At 61.6% G+C, this 16843-nt stretch carries 14 protein-coding genes; 5 read left to right on the top strand and 9 right to left on the bottom strand.

Annotation, left to right across the window (positions count from 1 at the left end):
- Positions 1 to 72: 72 nt before the first annotated feature.
- Positions 73 to 1254: an aminopeptidase gene (locus JAO85_RS06745; RefSeq protein ID WP_039050113.1), complete on the bottom strand. Its 1182-nt coding sequence runs from the start codon at positions 1252 to 1254 to the stop codon at positions 73 to 75.
- A 42-nt stretch (positions 1255 to 1296) separates the two neighbouring features.
- On the opposite strand from JAO85_RS06745, the gene JAO85_RS06740 reads away from it, so the two are divergent.
- The 3 genes from JAO85_RS06740 to JAO85_RS06730 all read left to right on the top strand — a co-directional run bounded on the left by JAO85_RS06740 (position 1297) and on the right by JAO85_RS06730 (position 3593).
- A complete protein-coding gene (locus tag JAO85_RS06740) occupies positions 1297 to 1914 on the top strand; it encodes a hypothetical protein (protein ID WP_003068635.1) in 618 nt (205 codons plus the stop codon).
- 74 nt (positions 1915 to 1988) lie between these two features.
- Positions 1989 to 3260 (top strand): cyclopropane-fatty-acyl-phospholipid synthase family protein, encoded by a 1272-nt coding sequence (locus tag JAO85_RS06735; protein WP_081007649.1) that lies wholly within the window; start codon positions 1989 to 1991, stop codon positions 3258 to 3260.
- A 12-nt stretch (positions 3261 to 3272) separates the two neighbouring features.
- Positions 3273 to 3593, top strand: a complete 321-nt coding sequence (locus JAO85_RS06730; protein WP_202787747.1) for a DUF1840 domain-containing protein — start codon at positions 3273 to 3275, stop codon at positions 3591 to 3593.
- Between the two features lie 76 nt (positions 3594 to 3669).
- Here JAO85_RS06730 and JAO85_RS06725 read toward each other — a convergent pair whose 3' ends face one another.
- The 8 genes from JAO85_RS06725 to JAO85_RS06690 all read right to left on the bottom strand — a co-directional run bounded on the left by JAO85_RS06725 (position 3670) and on the right by JAO85_RS06690 (position 13629).
- Positions 3670 to 4659 carry a tripartite tricarboxylate transporter substrate-binding protein gene (locus tag JAO85_RS06725; protein ID WP_003068642.1) on the bottom strand — a complete coding sequence of 330 codons (990 nt, stop codon included), beginning with the start codon at positions 4657 to 4659 and terminating at the stop codon, positions 3670 to 3672.
- A 274-nt stretch (positions 4660 to 4933) separates the two neighbouring features.
- On the bottom strand, positions 4934 to 6181 hold the full coding sequence (locus JAO85_RS06720; RefSeq protein WP_003068645.1) for a phenylacetate--CoA ligase family protein: 1248 nt from the start codon (positions 6179 to 6181) through the stop codon (positions 4934 to 4936).
- 158 nt (positions 6182 to 6339) lie between these two features.
- Positions 6340 to 7179, bottom strand: a complete 840-nt coding sequence (locus JAO85_RS06715; protein WP_012840001.1) for an ABC transporter ATP-binding protein — start codon at positions 7177 to 7179, stop codon at positions 6340 to 6342.
- A 189-nt stretch (positions 7180 to 7368) separates the two neighbouring features.
- Positions 7369 to 8685, bottom strand: coding sequence for an ABC transporter substrate-binding protein (locus JAO85_RS06710; RefSeq protein ID WP_202787746.1), 1317 nt, complete (start codon positions 8683 to 8685; stop codon positions 7369 to 7371).
- Between the two features lie 199 nt (positions 8686 to 8884).
- On the bottom strand, positions 8885 to 9949 hold the full coding sequence (locus tag JAO85_RS06705) for a branched-chain amino acid ABC transporter permease (protein WP_003068654.1): 1065 nt from the start codon (positions 9947 to 9949) through the stop codon (positions 8885 to 8887).
- 17 nt (positions 9950 to 9966) lie between these two features.
- Positions 9967 to 10896, bottom strand: coding sequence for a branched-chain amino acid ABC transporter permease (locus JAO85_RS06700; protein ID WP_034362866.1), 930 nt, complete (start codon positions 10894 to 10896; stop codon positions 9967 to 9969).
- Positions 10897 to 10906: 10 nt separating this feature from the next.
- Positions 10907 to 11692 carry an ABC transporter ATP-binding protein gene (locus JAO85_RS06695; protein ID WP_003068658.1) on the bottom strand — a complete coding sequence of 262 codons (786 nt, stop codon included), beginning with the start codon at positions 11690 to 11692 and terminating at the stop codon, positions 10907 to 10909.
- Between the two features lie 11 nt (positions 11693 to 11703).
- Positions 11704 to 13629 (bottom strand): long-chain fatty acid--CoA ligase, encoded by a 1926-nt coding sequence (locus JAO85_RS06690; RefSeq protein ID WP_202787745.1) that lies wholly within the window; start codon positions 13627 to 13629, stop codon positions 11704 to 11706.
- 226 nt (positions 13630 to 13855) lie between these two features.
- On the opposite strand from JAO85_RS06690, the gene JAO85_RS06685 reads away from it, so the two are divergent.
- On the top strand, positions 13856 to 14587 hold the full coding sequence (locus JAO85_RS06685; protein ID WP_003068662.1) for a Crp/Fnr family transcriptional regulator: 732 nt from the start codon (positions 13856 to 13858) through the stop codon (positions 14585 to 14587).
- 84 nt (positions 14588 to 14671) lie between these two features.
- On the top strand, positions 14672 to 16642 hold the full coding sequence (locus JAO85_RS25605) for a pseudouridine synthase (RefSeq protein WP_237734741.1): 1971 nt from the start codon (positions 14672 to 14674) through the stop codon (positions 16640 to 16642).
- Positions 16643 to 16843 lie beyond the last annotated feature (201 nt).

Below are 16843 nucleotides of genomic sequence, written 5' to 3'. Positions count from 1 at the left end.
TTCTTAAAAACCGCTGAAGCCTCCTACATGGTTAACCCTTGTAAAAAATTGTTTTATGTCAATTTGACGTATTTATTGGCACTGGGTCGCTGTTTCTGCCGCTTTTCCCCATTGGGCGCATAGCCGCAGCTTGCGCTCTTCAGCAGGCAAGGCTGCCAGCTCGCGCATCTGCGCATAGAAGCTGCGCCAGGTCTCGGGAGTGGCCGGGCCTTCGCCGCGCAGTTGCTGCCACCAGCGAGTCATGGCCGGCACCCAGTCGTCATAGGCGGCCAGGGCACCGAAGCTGGCGTTATTGGCCTGGGCCACCCATTCATCGGTCTGGGTCAGGCGCCGGTAATACTGCTCGCGCAGGGCGAGGCTGGTCAGCAGGGGCTCGTCGCTGGCAATCCATTGCGCTCTGAGCTGCGCATAAGTGGCGCGGAATTCGTCAAATACTTTGCTTTTGATGGCTTCCAGCACTTTGGCATCAAAGGCTTCAGTATTTTTCTGTTCATAAATCTGTTGCAGGCGCTGGCGGGTCTCGCGCGTCAGCTGCTGCCATAGCTCGCGCCGCTGCAGGCTCTGTTGCCAGCGTTGTTGCGTGGCGGCGCTGGCATGGCTGTGCAGCCACAAGGGCGTGGCCATGCGTTCCACCGTGGTGGCAAAGGATTCGTTGAAGGCCGTGTCATTCTTCACATACAGCAGCTGATGGGCCAGTTCGTGGAACAGCAGGCCGGCAAAGTCACCCTCCTGCCAGGAGGTGAAGGTGCTGAGCAAGGGGTCGCCGCCCAGCCAGTTCAGATAGCCCAGCGTGGAGTAGGCAGGCACGCCATAGACGCTGGTTTCCAAACCCTGGGACTGAAGCGTCAGTGCCTGCGCTTGTGCGTCGCTCTTGCTGAAGTAGCCTCGGTAGGCAATGCAGCCGGTGACGGGAAAGCACCATTGGTGCATCTCCAGGCTGTAGGCCGGGGCTGCCACCACGTTCCAGACCGCAAACGGATGCTGCAGCTGAGCGTAGCGGGTGTAGCTGGCGTTGTCGGGCAGAGCCAGCTCCCGGCTGGCGAAGCGGCGCATCTGTTGCGCAGTCTGCAGGCGTTGACGCAGTGCTGCGGAGGTACTGTCTTCTGCCAGCCAGTCATCAATAGGTCGTGCGGCCTGAAGAATCTGCATCTGTCCCTTGAAACCTTGCCAGTAATAGCCGGCGCTGCTGCAGCCCGTCAGGCCTGCAATTGCGGCACTAATTCCCAGCAAAGCCCTCAGGCTGACTACACTCATCCTTTTTCTCATTGCGCTTGTCCGCCGGTCTGGTTTCGCTTCATGGATTTTCTAACGCTCGCCATCATTGTCACCACCGTGCTCTACGTGCTCAAGAAGCAGGAGCAGCGTCAGCACACCCAGCTTCTGGCCCAGCATCTGGCACGCTTTCAGATCGAGAAGCTCATGGCCAATCTGATGGAGGGATATCTGCGTGTCATCGGCGAGAAGGATGCGCAGAGGCGTGAACAGATCTGGCCTGTGCTGGCCAATACCGAGAGCAGTCTGGTGAGCCAGTTTCAGCGTTTCGCGGATGAGTTCGCCACCCTGCCGGCCGAGCAGACGCGTGCCAGTACCCTGCCGCTGGCGCTGCCCTATATGACCAGGGTTCTGCCTTCGGCCACCATGGATGTGCGCGAGACCATGAAGCTTCATGCCCAGGCGCTGGCGGCCGCCCGTGTGGGGGATGCGGCTGACGAGGAGGAGCGCAAGCGCCGAGCCTTCACCATGACGGCCGAGCTGATGCTGATGCAACACACCTGCCACTGGTTCTGCCGCAGCCGCACCGTTGCCTCCATGCGCTTGCTGGCGCGTCACAAGACGGCTTATGAACAAGTGCTGCAGTCTGTGGCCCCAGCCACCCTCAAGGCCTACGACAGGCTGGTGAAAGCCCGTAACTGATCCTCTGCCAGACCTGGAGGCAGTTTTCGGCAGGGATGTTTTCCGTCTTGACCCTGCCATAGTCGATGTGAACAATGGTTTTCATGAAAAACCTGTTGAGCACATTGGAGCCGCTGCTAGCAAGACTTCCTGTGACTGCATCGATACAGCTTCCCTCGGGCGAGCGTATCGGGCCTGAACACAGTGCGGTTCAACTCATTTTTCGCTCTCCCAAGGCTGTTGCGGCGCTGCTGGACGGCCAGATCGGCTCGATTGGTTCGGCCATCGTCGAAGGCTGGGTGGAGGTCAAGGGCAGCTCCCGCGACATCATGGCGGCAGCGGCCGGGCTGTTGCGCGGTGATCCGGTCGGTCATACGCCCTCCTGGCTGGGGCAGACGGTCTCCAAGGCCAGGTCGCTGGCGATGCACACGCTGACCCGCGATGCGGAGCAGATTCAGTTTCATTACGATCTCTCCGACGACTTCTACGCACTGTGGCTGGATCCGCGCCGCGTCTATTCCTGCGCTTACTATAAAGAGCAGGGCATGAGCCTGGCGCAGGCGCAGGAGGCCAAGCTCGATCACATCTGCAGAAAGCTCAAGCTCCAGCCCGGAGAGCGCTTCTGGGACATAGGCTCAGGCTGGGGCGGACTGGTCTTCTGGGCAGCCGAGCATTACGGCGTGCAGGCCCACGGCATCACACTGTCGCGCAACCAGTTCGATCATGTGCAGCGTCTGATTGCCGAGAAGGGCCTGCAGGGCAAGGTTCAGGTCGAGTTGCGCGACTACCGGCAAATGGGTGATGTGGAGCCATTCGACAAGATCGGCTCAGTCGGCATGTTTGAACATGTGGGCAGCGCCAATCTGCAGGAATACTTCGAAACCATTTATTCCATGCTCAGGCCCGGCGGACTGGCCCTGGTCCATGGCATCACGGCGGGCGGTGTCAGCAATGTGGAGCTGGGTGCCGGCATGGGCGAGTTCATCAACCGCTACATCTTTCCCGGTGGCGAGCTCATGCATGTCAGCCGCGTGCTGCATGATCTGGCGGCCAGCGGACTGGAAATGGTGGATACCGAGAACTTGCGCCCGCATTACGCGCGCACGCTTTGGGCCTGGTCGGATGGGTTGGAGGCCAGGCTGGGCGAAGCTCAAATCATTTTGCAAGCCCAGTACGACGAGGAAAAGGCCGCCAGGGCTTTGCGTGCCTATCGTCTTTATCTGGCGGGCTCGGCCATGGGCTTCGAGCATGGCTGGATTGCGTTGCATCAGATGCTGTGCAGCAAACCCGATGGCGATCTGCGCAGCGGTGCGATGGCGGGTGCGCAGAGCGGCTATCCTTTCAACCGCGAATACATCTACCGCTGAAGGAATCGCTCCATGCCCTACAAATTCAAATCGCGTGCCACGGCAGACCTCATCATGCTGGACGCCAACGGCCGCAAGCTGCTGGAAATCATCGGCAAGTCTCCCGATGAGGTGCATGGCATCCTCACCGTGGAGCAGATTCCGGCCGCCATCGTCGCGCTGGAGGCTGCTGCCGCCGAAGATGCGGCCAGACGTGCGCAGCCGCAAGACGAAGCGCAGGAGGAGGATGCCGTGCCTGCAAATCAGGACGGCGTGGCCCTGGGCCAGCGCATCGTGCCTTTTGTCGACATGCTCAGGCGCAGCGCCGCCGATGGCAAGGAAGTGACCTGGTAAGCGGCCTTCTTTGGTCGCCCCATGCAAAAAAAGCCTGCAGATGCAGGCTTTTTTGCGTTGAACGGATCGTGCGTTCTCAGTCGGCGTAGATGCCGGCGGCCTTGATGACCTTGCCCCACTTGGCGATTTCGGCTTCCACAAACTTCTTGTGGCCCGCAGGGTTGGTGCGGTCGTCGGTGGCAATCACGGCCCCCAGGGCTTCTTGGCGCTTGATGAACTCGGGGTCCTTGAGCGAAGCCTTCATGGCCTCGTTGATCTTTTGCACCACATCGGCAGGCGTGCCCTTGGGTGCGTACAGACCGTGCCAGATGGTCACGTTGAAGTCCTTCAGGCCCAGGGACTGCAGCGTGGGCAGGTCCTTGAGTGCAGGCGTGGTCAGAGGCTTGGCAGTGGTCACGGCATAGGCCTGAACCTTCTTGGCGGCAATCTGCGAAGTGGTGTTGGTGGTCTGGTCGCACAGCAGGTCCACCTGGTTGCCCATCAGATCGGCAATCGCAGGAGCTGCACCCTTGTAGGGCACGGGCGTCATGTCCTGCTGCAGCGAGGCCTGGAACATCAGGCCGCACAGGTGCGATGCCGAGCCCACGCCGGCGTTGGCCAGATTCACCTTGCCCTGGTTCTTGCTGACCCAGTCCTTGACTTCGGCGAAGTTCTTGGCGGGCAGGGTGGGGCGGCCGATCAGCGTCATGGGCACATCGTTGATGATGCCGGCGTACTCGAAGTCGTTGAGTACGTTGAAGGACAGTTTGCGGTACAGCGTCGGGATGGTGGACATGCCGATATGCGTCAGCAGCAGCGTGTAGCCGTCATTGCGTGCACGTGCGGCCTTGGCCGTGCCAATCGTGCTGCCGGCACCGTCTGCGTTGTCGATGACGATGGTGGCATTGTTAAGCTGCTTGCGCATGGATTCGGCCAGGTCGCGAGCCACCTTGTCGGTGGGGCCGCCTGCCGTGAAAGGCACGATGATCGTGATCGTCTTGCCTGCGGCTGGGTAGCTGTCGGCATGGCTGCTGATGGCTGCGGTGGCGGCCAGAGCGATGGTGGCGATCTTGAAAATAGTTTTCACAGTGTCTCCCTAAAAATAATGTGCAAGCAGACCAGGACGGTTGACTTGTCGTGACGTAAAGCCGGATTCTAGGTAGCGCTAATCTGTGGGGTTTTTGTTATTTTCTAAGTGTTATCCCTTGATGGAGCGGGCGATCACATTGCATTTGCGTTAAAGCAAACCGATTGCCTGTCGCGTATTGGCGACACATGTGCAGGGGCTTGGCCAAGCTCAAGTCCCAGTACAAAACCTTTAGGTCGCAGAGCCAGCCGAATGCCGGCAGCTCTTCAGATCTTCACTGATAGGAGCGCGCGTCCTCGATCACCTTGCCGTCATTGGGCAGGCTGCCGGGAGACACCATCTGCACTTCGCCACGCAGCTTGGTGACTTCGCGCAAGGCGTCGATCACCTGCAGGGCAAAGCCCGGTGCGGTTTCCGTGGTTTCAACCAGCAACTGCATCTGGTCGTTGGCCATCTCACCCGTCACCACCAGCCTGGCCCTGACGATCTGCGGAAAGCGCTTGACGACCTCGGCCACCTGTTTGGCATGCACGAACATGCCGCGCACCTTGGTGGTCTGGTCGGCGCGGCCCATCCAGCCCTTGATGCGGGCATTGGTGCGACCCGTGGGGCAGGTTCCCGGAAGATAGGCCGAGAGGTCACCCGTGCCAAAGCGGATCAGCGGATAGTCGGGGTTGAGCGTGGTGATGACCAGCTCGCCCACCTCGCCCTCCGCCACAGGGTCGCCGGTTCCGGGGCGCACAATCTCCACGATCACGCCCTCGTCCAGCACCAGACCTTCGCGGGCGCTGGTCTCATAGGCAATCAGGCCCAGATCGGCCGTGCCATAGCTCTGGTAGGCATCTATGCCATGCTCGCGCATCCATTGGCTGAGCGAGGGAGGGAAGGCTTCGCCACTGACCATGGCCTTGGTCAGGCTGGGCAGCTTCACTCCCATCTCAAGGGCCTTTTCCACAATGATTTTCAGAAAACTGGGCGTACCCACATAGGCTGCAGGCCGCAGATCGGCCATGGCCTGCACTTGTTGCTCGGTCTGGCCCGTGCCGCCCGCGAACACCGTGCAGCCCAGGGCCTGGGCGCCGGTTTCCATCATCGATCCGGCGGGCACGAAGTGATAGCTGAAGCAGTTGTGCACCAGCTCACCAGCCCTGAAGCCTGCGGCGTACATGGAGCGGGCCATGCGCCAGTAGTCGGGGCGGCGGCTTTCGGGCTCGTAGATGGGGCCGGGGCTGGAAAACAGCCTGGGCATGTCGTGGCCAAGGCCAATGGCATTGAATCCGCCAAAAATCTGCTGCGGCCGCTGTGCGGCCTGGCGCTCCAGCAGCTCGCTCTTGCGCGTCACAGGCAAGGTGGCCAGCGCTGCGCGACTGGTGATACGGGATGCATCCACACCTTTGAGAATTTCGGCAAAAGCGCTGGAGCGCTGCTGTGCATGGGCAATCTGCAGCGGCAGGCTGGCCATGCAGTCGGCTTCGCGCTGTTCGGGGCTGCGGGTTTCCAGGGCATCGTAGAAATCACTCATGGCAAATCCTGTAGAGAAAATCTGCAAGCAAAACGGAGTCAATGGGCGCAAGCTAAAAACTGGCGCGCACCAAGCCAGAGACAGCGAGCAAGCGCCGCCGCGCAGCGAGGCTGTCGTCCCCCTAGGAGGAAGGCGCGAAGCGCCTCAGGGGGCAGCCATCAAGCCAACCAGCGTTTTCTGCGTTTGTAGCTCTTGACGTCCTTGAAGCTCTTGCGCTCGCCGCCGCCCACGCCCAGATAGAACTCCTTGACGTCCTCGTTGCTGGCCAGATCCTTGGCGGAGCCGTCCATGACGATGCGCCCGCTTTCCATGATGTAGCCGTAGTCGGCGTATTTGAGCGCCATGTTGGTGTTCTGTTCGGCCAGCAGGAAGGTGACTTTTTCCTTGCTGTTGAGGTCTTTGACGATGTGAAAGACCTCGTCCACGATCTGCGGCGCCAGGCCCATGGAGGGCTCGTCTAGCAAAACCATACGCGGGTTGCTCATCAGCGCACGGCCGATGGCACACATCTGCTGCTCGCCGCCCGAGGTGTAGGCCGCCTGGCTGGTGCGCCGGGTCTTGAGGCGCGGGAAGTAGTTGTAGACCTTCTCGAGATTGGCAGCAATCTCGCCCTTGTCCGTGCGTGTGTAGCTGCCGGTGAGCAGGTTTTCTTCGATCGTCAGGTGGGCGAAGCAGTGGCGTCCTTCCATGACCTGGACCACTCCGCGCTTGACAAGTTCGGCGGGCGAGAGGTTGGCGATCTGCTCGCCCTCCAGCGTAATGCCGCCCTTGGTGACTTCGCCGCGCTCGCCTTTGAGCAGGTTGGAGATGGCGCGCAGCGTGGTGGTCTTGCCTGCGCCATTGCCGCCCAGCAGAGCCACGATGCTCTGGTGGGGTACTTGTAGCGAGACGCCCTTGAGCACCAGGATCACATGGTTGTAGATGACCTCGATGCCATTGACTTCCACCAGCGGTGCGGTCTGGGCAGAAGTGGAAACTGTGTGCGCGATATCGGTCATGCGGTCACCTGATAACTCAAAATAGATAGCTGTCTGCACTTTATGGATAAGCGCTTGAGGCTGATTTTTATAAATCCGGTTGCGACGAGGCGGGCCTTGGTCAGAGACATCAAGCAAGGACCTGGGCAGGCCGCGCCGTCGTCCCCCCTCAGGCGCTTGGCGCCAGTGAGGGGGAAGGCGTGAAGCGCCTCAGGGGGTGCAGGTTCTTACCTTGACGTTCTTTTCCTTGGCGTACTTTTCCGCAAATTCCTTGTAGAGCGGATCGACCATGGACTTGTCGGCCTGGTACCAGTCGGAAGTCACCTTGAACTTGCTTCCGTCCCAGGTGGCAATACGGGCCCAATCGGCGCCCAGGTGGTTGTCGCAGCTGGTCTTGAAGGGGCGGATGATCTTGCCGAAGCCCAGCTCGTTCAGGCGTTCCTGCGTCATGTTCAGGTTCTCCAGGCCCCAGCGCACCTGCTCGGGTGTCATGACCTTGCCCTTGCCGAACTTTTCCTGAGCGGTGCGGATGGCCTCAACCTGCAGCATGGAGATCACCATGCCGCGAGTATGTGCCAGCTGGCCCAGTTCCTTGGCGTCCTTGGCCGTGCCCTGACCCTTGTCGTAGAGCATGGACTTGATGTCGCCATGCACCTTGTCGCTCTCGGCCGTGTTGTGGATGGTCACCGTGTTGTAGCCCTTGGCGCCGGCACCGATGTCCTTGACGTCATGGTCGGAGCCGCCCCACCAGACGGCATACATCTTCTCGCGTGGGTAGCCCGTGGCCTGCGCCTCACGCACGGCCGTAGGAGTCATCACGCCGGCCGACCACAGCAGCACATAGTCGGGGCGGTTCTGGCGGATCTGCAGCCAGGTGGATTTTTGCTCCACGCCGGGGGCGGTCACGGGCAGCTTGATCAGCTCAAAGCCATCCTTGGCGGCGCGCTTTTCCAGCAGCGGAATCGGCTCCTTGCCATAAGGCGAGTCGTGATAGACCAGAGCGATCTTCTTGCCCTTAAGGTTGCCTTTTTCCTTCTTCAGAATGTCCTGCACGATGGAGTCGGCGGCTGTCCAGTAGTTGCCCAGCAGCGGGAAGTTCCACTCGAAGACCTTGCCGTCCACGGACTGGGACAGACCATAGCCTGGGGTGACCACCGGCACCTTGTCGCCGGGAGCCTTGTCGGTCACGGCAAAGGTGATGCCGGTGGACTGGGTGTCAAAGCCCGAGGCGCCGCCGTCCTTGTTCTTGAGGCGCTCGTAGCATTCCACACCCTTGGCCGTGTCATAGGCGGTTTCGCATTCCTCGAATTTGATCTTCACACCGTTGACGCCACCCTTGGCATTGACCAGCTTGAGGTAATCCTGCTTGCCGTCCGCCCATGGAATACCCAGGGGCGCGAACTGGCCCGTGCGATACACCAGCAGAGGCACGAACTGCTCCTGGGCCTGAGCCACAGGCGAGGCCATCAAGGCTCCCATGCCTGCAGCAACAGCAGCGGCAGCAATCGCAACTTTCTTGAACATCATCGACTGTCTCCTTGGGTTGTATGGGACGCTGTCCCGGTTGCAGGCACTCTGCGGTGTCTTGTAAATAAATCAGCTATCTCTCAATCAAGCACTCAGCAATTCAGGGGCACCGAGCAAGAGCCGCCTCGCGGCGGAGCCTCCCTGGCGAAGGTACCGTCCCCCTTGGGAGAAGCCGCGTCAGCGGCACAAGGGGGAGTCGTCAATGCGGAAACGGCCAGACGCGCAGCTTCTGACGGGCCGTGGCCCAGAGCTTGGCCAATCCGTGGGGTTCCACAATCAGGAAGAACACGATGAGCGCACCAAAAATCATGTGCTCGAGATAGGTCGCCGTGGCAGTGGACAGCGGCAGGCCCAGCCAGTGGGGCACCTGGTTGAGCAGCAGCGGCAGCAGCACGAAGAAGGCGGCGCCGAAGATGCTGCCCACGACCGAGCCCAGGCCGCCGATGATGATCATGAACAGCAGCTGCAGCGAGCGGTCCAGGCTGAAGGCCGCGGGTTCCCAGGCGCCCAGGTGGACAAAGCCCCAGAGCGCTCCGGCCACGCCGACGATAAAGCTGCTGACCGCAAAGGCCGACAGCTTGGCGTAGGTGGGGCGAATGCCGATCACTGCAGCTGCCACGTCCATGTCGCGCATGGCCATCCATTCACGTCCTACCGAGCTGCGCACCAGATTTTTGGCGGCCAGGCCGAGCAGACAAAGAATCGCCAGGCAGAGCAGGTACTTTTCCATGGGCGTGTCGATGGCCCAGCCCAGAATGGCCAGGGGCTTGGCGCTGACCGAGCCGGAAGAGGAGTTGTTCGTCACCCAGGCCGCGCGGGTCGCCAGCCAGTCCACAAAGAACTGGGCGGCCAGCGTGGCCACGGCCAGATACAGGCCGCGAATGCGCAGGCTGGGCAGACCGAACACCACGCCGAACGCCATGGCCACCACGCCACCGCCCAGAAGTGCTACCAGCAAAGGCATGCCTTCAATGCGGGCCTGCAGGTTGTAGGCCGCATAGGCACCCACGGCCATGAAGGCGGCGGTACCCAGCGAAATCTGGCCGCAGTAGCCGACGAGGATATTGAGTCCCAGCGCCGCCAGCGACATGATGACGAAAGGAATCAGAATCGCCTGAAAGGTGTAGTCGCTGGCAATGAAGGGAATGGCCAGGAAGGCAAAGGCCAGCACCAGCAGGATGACCCAGCGGTCCTGCGCGACGCCGAAGATCTGCTGGTCTGCCGCGTAGCTGGTCTTGAACTGGCCGTTTTCACGATAAAACATATTCTTGTTCTCCCTGTTCAGACGCGGTCAATGATCTTGTCGCCGAACAGACCTTGGGGTCGTACCAGCAGGAAGCAAAGGGCCAGACCATAGGCAAACCAGGTCTCGATGCCGCCGCCCACCATGGGGCCGATGTAGACCTCGGAGAGCTTCTCTCCCACGCCGATGATCAGGCCGCCGATGATGGCGCCGGGCAGTGATGTCAGGCCGCCCAGAATCACCACGGGCAGGGCCTTCAGGGCCACCAGCGACAGCGAATACTGAACGCCCAGCTTGCTGCCCCAGATGATGCCGACGACCAGAGCCACGCCGCCGGCCACCGACCAGACGATGACCCAGATGCGCGACAGCGGAATGCCGATGGACTGGGCGGCCTGGTGGTCGTCGGCCACGGCACGCAGCGCGCGTCCGGTTTTGGTCTTCTGAAAGAAAAGACTCAGGCAGATCACCAGGATGGCGGCGATGCAGGCCGCATACAGGTCTTCCAGGCTGATCATCACGCCGCCCTGAAACAGGCTGTCCATGATGAAGACAGGGTCCTTGGGCATGCCTACGTCAATCTTGTAGACCTCGCTGCCAAAGACCATGGGGCCCAGGCCGTCGAGCAAATAGGCAATGCCCAGCGTGGCCATCAGCAAGGTGATGGGCTCCTGATTGACCAGATGGCGCAGGGCCAGACGTTCGATCACCCAGGCCACGCCCACCATCAGAGCCAGGGTGACGACGATGGCCAGCAGGTTGCCGACCAGCCCTGGCTCCAGGCCCAGCCAGCCGGGAATCCATTGCGAAAAACGCGCCATGGCCAGGGCCGAAAACAGCACCATGGCGCCTTGCGCAAAGTTGAAGACACCAGAGGCCTTGAAGATCAGCACAAAGCCGATGGCGATCAGTGCATACAGCGTGCCCACCATGAGGCCGCCGAACAATGTCTCTAAGAAAAATCCCATGACTGCTCCTTCAGTGGCCTGCGCCCAGATAGGCGCGGATCACGTCTTCGTTGTTGCGTACTTCATCGGGAGCGCCGTCGCCGATCTTCTTGCCATAGTCCAGCACCACGACACGGTCCGAAATGTCCATGACCACGCCCATATCGTGTTCGATGAGCACGATGGTGGTGCCGAACTCCTCGTTCACATCGAGGATGAAGCGGCACATGTCCTGCTTTTCTTCCACATTCATGCCGGCCATGGGCTCGTCCAGCAGCAGAACCTGAGGCTCCATGGCCAGGGCCCGGCCCAGGTCCACGCGCTTTTGCAGGCCATAGGGAAGCTGGCCCACGGGAGTCTTGCGATAGGCCTGGATTTCGAGAAAGTCAATGATGTGCTCGACGAACTCGCGGTGCTGCATTTCCTCGCGTTGCGCAGGGCCGATGCGCAGGGCCTGCATGAGGATGTTGCTCCTGATCTTGAGGTTGCGGCCGGTCATGATGTTGTCGATCACGCTCATGCCCTTGAACAGCGCCAGGTTCTGGAAGGTGCGTGCGACACCCATCTCGGCCACCTGGCGACTGTTCATATGACTGAAGGTCTGGCCGCGAAAGGTGATGGAGCCTTCGGACGGTGTATAGACGCCGTTGATGCAGTTGAGCATGGAGCTCTTGCCGGCGCCGTTGGGGCCGATGATGGAGCGGATTTCGTGCTCTTTGACATTGAACGAGATATCGGTCAAGGCTTTGACGCCGCCGAAACGCAGACTGATGTTCTTGATGTCCAGAATCACTTCGCCGCTGGTTCTTGTATTCATGAAAATTCCTCTCAGGAGGCAGCCGGGTGGAGCTTGGCTTCGACGATGGTCAGCGTGGCGCTGACGCTGCCTGTGCGGCCGTCCTCGAACTTCACCAGGGTCTCGATGAACTGCTGCTGCTTGCCGGTGTAGAGCGCATCCACCAGCACGCCGTACTTGTCGGCGATGAAGTTGCGGCGTACCTTGCGGGTGCGGGTCAGCTCGTCGTCATCGGGGTCCAGTTCCTTGTGCAGCACCAGAAAGCGCGCCACCTGGGTGTCGGCCATGCCGGGCTCGCTGGCCAGGTCGGCGTTGACCTTGTCTATGCAGTCGGCCACCAGCTCCAGCACCTTGGCCTTGCTGGCCAGGTCCACATAGCCGCCGTAGGGCAGGCCCTGGCGCTCGGCCCAGTTGCCCACGGCCTCGTAGTCGATGTTGATGAAGGCACAGACCTCGTCCTTGCCATGGCCGAAGCAAACGGCTTCCTTGATATGCGGGAAGAACTTGAGCTTGTTCTCTATGTAGTTGGGCGCGAACATGGCGCCGCGGCTGGTCTTGCCCACATCCTTGGCGCGGTCGATGATGCGCAGCTGACCGTTGGCGTCGATCACTCCGGCATCGCCGGTATGGAAGTAGCCGCTGGCGTCGATCACCTCGGCCGTGGCGTCGGGGCGCTTGTAGTACTCCTTGAGCACGGACACACCCTTAACCAGCACCTCGCCATTGTCGGCAATCTTGAGCTCGATGCCCGGAGCCGCCTGGCCCACGCTGGAGAGTTCCACCTGGCGGTCGCGCTGCAGGCAGACATAGGCACAGGTTTCGGTTTGACCGTAGAGCTGCTTGAGGTTGATTCCGATGGAGCGGAAGAAGCGAAACAGCTCGGGGCCGATGGCAGCGCCTGCCGTATAGGCCACGCGGATGCGCGAAAGGCCCAGAGCATTGCGCAGCGGCCCGTAGATGAACAAGCTGCCCAACTGGTATTTGAGGCGATCCATGGCACTGACGCTCTTGCCGTCCAGAATGTCCGAGCCTACGCGACGTGCCACCCCCATGGCCTTGGCATACATCCATTGCTTGAGCGGCGAGGCATCTTCCATGCGAATGGAAACCGAGGTCAGCATGCCCTCGAATATGCGCGGCGGAGCAAAGTAGTAGCTGGGTCCGATCTCGCGCAGGTCGATGGCGATGGTCGAGGCGGATTCCGGGCAGTTGATGGTGAAGCCCGCCACCAGCCATTGCGCAAACGAGAACAGATGGTCTCCCACCCAGGCCGGCGGCAGATAGCAGATCACATTGTCCGAAGCATTCAGACCATCGGTCTGCACGCCGCCGCGGGCAGATTCGCCAAAGCTGGCATGGGTTTGGCACACCCCCTTGGGCTTGCCCGTGGTGCCCGAGGTGTAGAGGATGACCGAGACATCGTCGGGCGAGACGGACTGGACCATGGCCTCATAGGCTCCCGCGTGCCGTGCATCCCATTCCTTGCCCTTGGCCAGCAGCTCATCGGTGCTGATGAGTCCGGGTTGGTCATATTTGCGCAGGCCGCGCGGATCGTCATAGATGATGTGACGAATGCCGGGAACGCTCTCGCGCACTTCCAGCAGCTTGTCCACCTGTTCCTGGTTCTCGGCGAAAGCGAACGCGATCTCCGCGTCCTCCATCACAAAGCGCATCTCGGCGGCCACGGCATCCTGGTACAGCGGAATGGGCACTGCGCCACAGGCCTGAACGGCCAGAAAGCCCATGTAGACATGGGGCCGGTTATCGCTGATGAACGCCAGGTTCTGGCCACTTTCAAGCCCCAGCGCGCGCAGGCCGCAGGCCATGTGGCGCACGGTCTGTGCGGCTTCGCGCCAGCTCCAGGTTTGCCAGATGCCATACTCCTTTTCGCGCAGGGCGGGCGCATCGGGGCGTTCTGTCGCGTGCTTGAGCAGCAGTTGCGGGAACGTGGTTGTCATGCCTGATCCTCTTGGTTGGGGTTGGAGCCGCCGCGGCTACCCTTCACGAAAGTCTTGCAGACATGCTATGAGCGACTTTGACGTCAGGATGTCTGTTTGACGACAATTTGAGGGAAAGCCTGCATAGTGAAAATCCGCTGTAACAAATGCTGCTGAAAATGGCGCATTTGCTGCCTCGTGGAAATCCCGCTGTTGCGCCAGCGCGGCTTTGGCAATGCTTCTGGGCATGAGTCAAGAACTGTCCCTGCATCAAAGGCGGCGCAAGCCTTTGAGCTCAGAACTCGATGGCATTCCCTGGTGGCCCGTTCTGTTGCCCATAGAGCGTGAAAACGTGGCACGCGTGCTGCTCGTCGGCGATGCCGAGCCGGGTGACTATGTCTGCCGCACCGGTCGCCCGCCTACCTACTGGTTTGGCGTGGTCGACGGCCTTCTCAAGATGAACACCGAAAGCGCCGACGGAGTCAGCATGACGCTGGCCGGCCTGCCTCCCGGCGGCTGGTTTGGTGAGGGAACGGTCATCAAGCGTGAGCCCTATCGCTACAACGTGCAGGCCATCCGCAAGACTGTTGTGGGCGGCCTGCCCATAGACATGTTCCACTGGCTGCTTGATCACTCCATAGGTTTCAACCGTTTTGTGATGAACCAGCTCAACGAGCGCCTGGGCCAGTTCATCGCGGCGCGCGAGATAGACCGCATGAGCAATCCCGATCTGCGCGTGGCGCGCACTCTGGCCGCCTTGTTCAACCCCTTGCTCTATCCCGGCGTGGGGCAGATTCTGCGCATCACCCAGCAGGAGCTGGCCAATCTGGTCGGCCTGTCGCGTCAGCGTGTGAACGAGGCCTTGTCCGTGCTGCAGCGCGAGCGCGTGATCCAGATCGAGTATGGCGGTCTGCGCGTACTGGACCTGGAAGCGCTGCGGCATGGTGAGTTCTGCGCGTCGCGCAAGGCGCTTGCCTGAGGGACGTCCTATAACCTAGCTCCGCGCTGGAATTGTGGATAACTCTCGCCTCGCGCCCGCGCGTCGCGAGACAATTACGCCCAAATGTCAGTCAAACCTCCTAAAGAGTCCGGCGCCCCTGGTGCTGGCAATTCCTCCGCGCCTTCTGATTCCTCGTCGGCGCGCCCTGTTTTGCGTGCACCGGCCAAGCCAGCCAAGGCCGAAAAGCCAGCGGCAGCCCGTGGCTCCAGGCCCGCTGGCGGCACCGATCGCGGCCCGCGTGGCGAGCGTGGCGCACGCCCTCAGCGTGAGCGCGACGAGCGCCCCCGCGCTTCAGGCTTTGGTCGTCCTGATGGCGGTCGCCCTGCTCGTGACGACGGTGAGCGTCGCGGCGGCTTCTCGCAGCGTGATGAGCGCCGTCCCCGCGCCGATCGCGACGAAGGCGGCGAGCGCCGTTTTGGCGGCGGTGACCGTGGTTTCCGCCCCTATGGCGAGTCGCGTGATGGTGATCGCGGTGGCGAGCGCCGCGAGTTCCGTCCTCGTGACGACCGCCGTGATGACCGCCCTCAAGGCGGCCGTGACTTTGGTGACCGTCCACGTTCGTCCGGTTTTGGCCGCCCCGACCAGGGCCGCTTTGAGCGCTCCGAAGGCGGCGAGCGTCGTGAATTCCGTCCTCGTGACGACCGCCGTGATGACCGTCCGCAAGGCGGTCGTGACTTTGGCGACCGTCCACGTTCGTCCGGTTTTGGCCGTCCTGAACAGGGCCGTTTTGAGCGCTCCGAAGGTGGCGAGCGCCGTGAATTCCGTCCACGCGACGGCGAACGTCGTGGCGGTGATCGCTTTGAAGGCCGCCGCGATGAGCGTCCTCAGGGCCGTGACTTTGGTGACCGTCCGCAAAACCGTGGTTTTGGTCGCCAAGACCGCTCCGAAGGTGGCGAACGCCGCGAATACCAGCCCCGTGATGGCGAGCGCCGTGGTGGCGATCGCCCGCAAGGCCGCGACTTTGGTGATCGTCCGCAGAACCGTGGCTACGGTGACCGTCCCGAAGGCCGCTCCTTTGATCGTGACGACCGTCGCGGGGATGCCCGTCGCGGTAACGACCGCCGCAACGACGACCGCCGCAACGACGAGCGCCGTGGCGAACGCCGCGACGAGCGTGGTGGCGAGCCGGAAAAGCGCCATATCCCCGGCTCGTTTGTGTCGGAGGCGACCCGTCGCCCCACCACCGGTATTCGCACCTATCGCCCCGCAGCCGATGGCTCGGACCGTGCGATTCCCGTCAAGCGTGCTCCCGAAGCCGAAGCGCGCCAGGACGACCGTCCCGGTGCCGTGCGCATCAACAAGCGCATTGCCGACATGGGCATGTGCTCGCGTCGCGAAGCCGATGAGTGGGTGGAAAACGGCTGGGTCACGGTCAACGGCGAAGTCGCAACCATGGGCCAGAACGTGGTGCCCGGCGACAGGATCGAGATCGACCAGAAGGCTCAGGAGCGCCAGGACCAGCAGGTCACCATCCTGCTGAACAAGCCCATGGGCTATGTCAGCGGTCAGGCCGAGGACGGCCATGAGCCCGCCGTGGTGCTGATCACCAACGAGAACCGCTGGAACGAAGACCGCAGCAAGACGCGCTTCAACTTCAGCCAGCTCAAGGGCCTGGCTCCCTGCGGCCGTCTGGACATCGACTCCGTGGGTCTGCTGGTGCTGACGCAGGACGGCCGCGTGGCGCGCCAGATCATTGGCGAGAACTCGGAAGTCGACAAGGAATACCTGGTGCGAGTGACCTTCGGCGATCGCGATGTGGATGTGCAGTCCGTCTTCCCCGAGGAAAAGCTGGCTCTGCTGCGCCACGGCCTGTCGCTGGACGAGCAGCCGCTCAAGCCGGCCCAGGTGGACTGGCAAAACCCCGAGCAGCTGCGCTTTGTGCTGACCGAAGGCAAGAAGCGCCAGATTCGCCGCATGTGCGAGCAGGTCGGCCTCAAGGTCGTGGGCCTCAAGCGCATCCGCATCGGCGGCGTGACCCTGGGCAATCTGCCCACCGGCCAATGGCGCTATCTGGCTCCACACGAGAGTTTCTAAGCTCCCCCTGAGCCGCTTTGCGGCTTCCCCCTCTCTCTACGCGCTGCGCGCTATGGGAGGGGGGCGACACCCTCGGTGCGGGGCGGCGGGGCCGCCCAGGCCCTTCCTCGGTGTCTCTTGCTTGGGGTGCGCCAGTTTTTCAGTGAAATTGGCCTCTGACTCTTTATTGATAAGCGCAAGTAGCTATTCTTTTTGAATAAG

Origin of the sequence: Comamonas sp. NyZ500, assembly GCF_016772095.1 — a bacterium.
Taxonomy (GTDB): Bacteria; Pseudomonadota; Gammaproteobacteria; order Burkholderiales; family Burkholderiaceae_C; genus Comamonas; species Comamonas thiooxydans.
The sequence above is the reverse complement of the archived record's forward strand: the minus strand, read 5'-3'. Positions and strand labels throughout refer to the sequence as shown.

What these genes read in the sequence shown, in the direction of transcription:
- JAO85_RS06745 (WP_039050113.1), bottom strand. Translation starts at nt 1,254, where the DNA reads ATGAGTGTAGTCAGCCTGAGGGCTTTGCTGGGAATTAGTGCCGCAATT.
- JAO85_RS06740 (WP_003068635.1), top strand. Translation starts at nt 1,297, where the DNA reads ATGGATTTTCTAACGCTCGCCATCATTGTCACCACCGTGCTCTACGTG.
- JAO85_RS06735 (WP_081007649.1), top strand. Translation starts at nt 1,989, where the DNA reads ATGGTTTTCATGAAAAACCTGTTGAGCACATTGGAGCCGCTGCTAGCA.
- JAO85_RS06730 (WP_202787747.1), top strand. Translation starts at nt 3,273, where the DNA reads ATGCCCTACAAATTCAAATCGCGTGCCACGGCAGACCTCATCATGCTG.
- JAO85_RS06720 (WP_003068645.1), bottom strand. Translation starts at nt 6,181, where the DNA reads ATGAGTGATTTCTACGATGCCCTGGAAACCCGCAGCCCCGAACAGCGC.
- JAO85_RS06715 (WP_012840001.1), bottom strand. Translation starts at nt 7,179, where the DNA reads ATGACCGATATCGCGCACACAGTTTCCACTTCTGCCCAGACCGCACCG.
- JAO85_RS06710 (WP_202787746.1), bottom strand. Translation starts at nt 8,685, where the DNA reads ATGATGTTCAAGAAAGTTGCGATTGCTGCCGCTGCTGTTGCTGCAGGC.
- JAO85_RS06705 (WP_003068654.1), bottom strand. Translation starts at nt 9,949, where the DNA reads ATGTTTTATCGTGAAAACGGCCAGTTCAAGACCAGCTACGCGGCAGAC.
- JAO85_RS06700 (WP_034362866.1), bottom strand. Translation starts at nt 10,896, where the DNA reads ATGGGATTTTTCTTAGAGACATTGTTCGGCGGCCTCATGGTGGGCACG.
- JAO85_RS06695 (WP_003068658.1), bottom strand. Translation starts at nt 11,692, where the DNA reads ATGAATACAAGAACCAGCGGCGAAGTGATTCTGGACATCAAGAACATC.
- JAO85_RS06690 (WP_202787745.1), bottom strand. Translation starts at nt 13,629, where the DNA reads ATGACAACCACGTTCCCGCAACTGCTGCTCAAGCACGCGACAGAACGC.
- JAO85_RS06685 (WP_003068662.1), top strand. Translation starts at nt 13,856, where the DNA reads ATGAGTCAAGAACTGTCCCTGCATCAAAGGCGGCGCAAGCCTTTGAGC.
- JAO85_RS25605 (WP_237734741.1), top strand. Translation starts at nt 14,672, where the DNA reads ATGTCAGTCAAACCTCCTAAAGAGTCCGGCGCCCCTGGTGCTGGCAAT.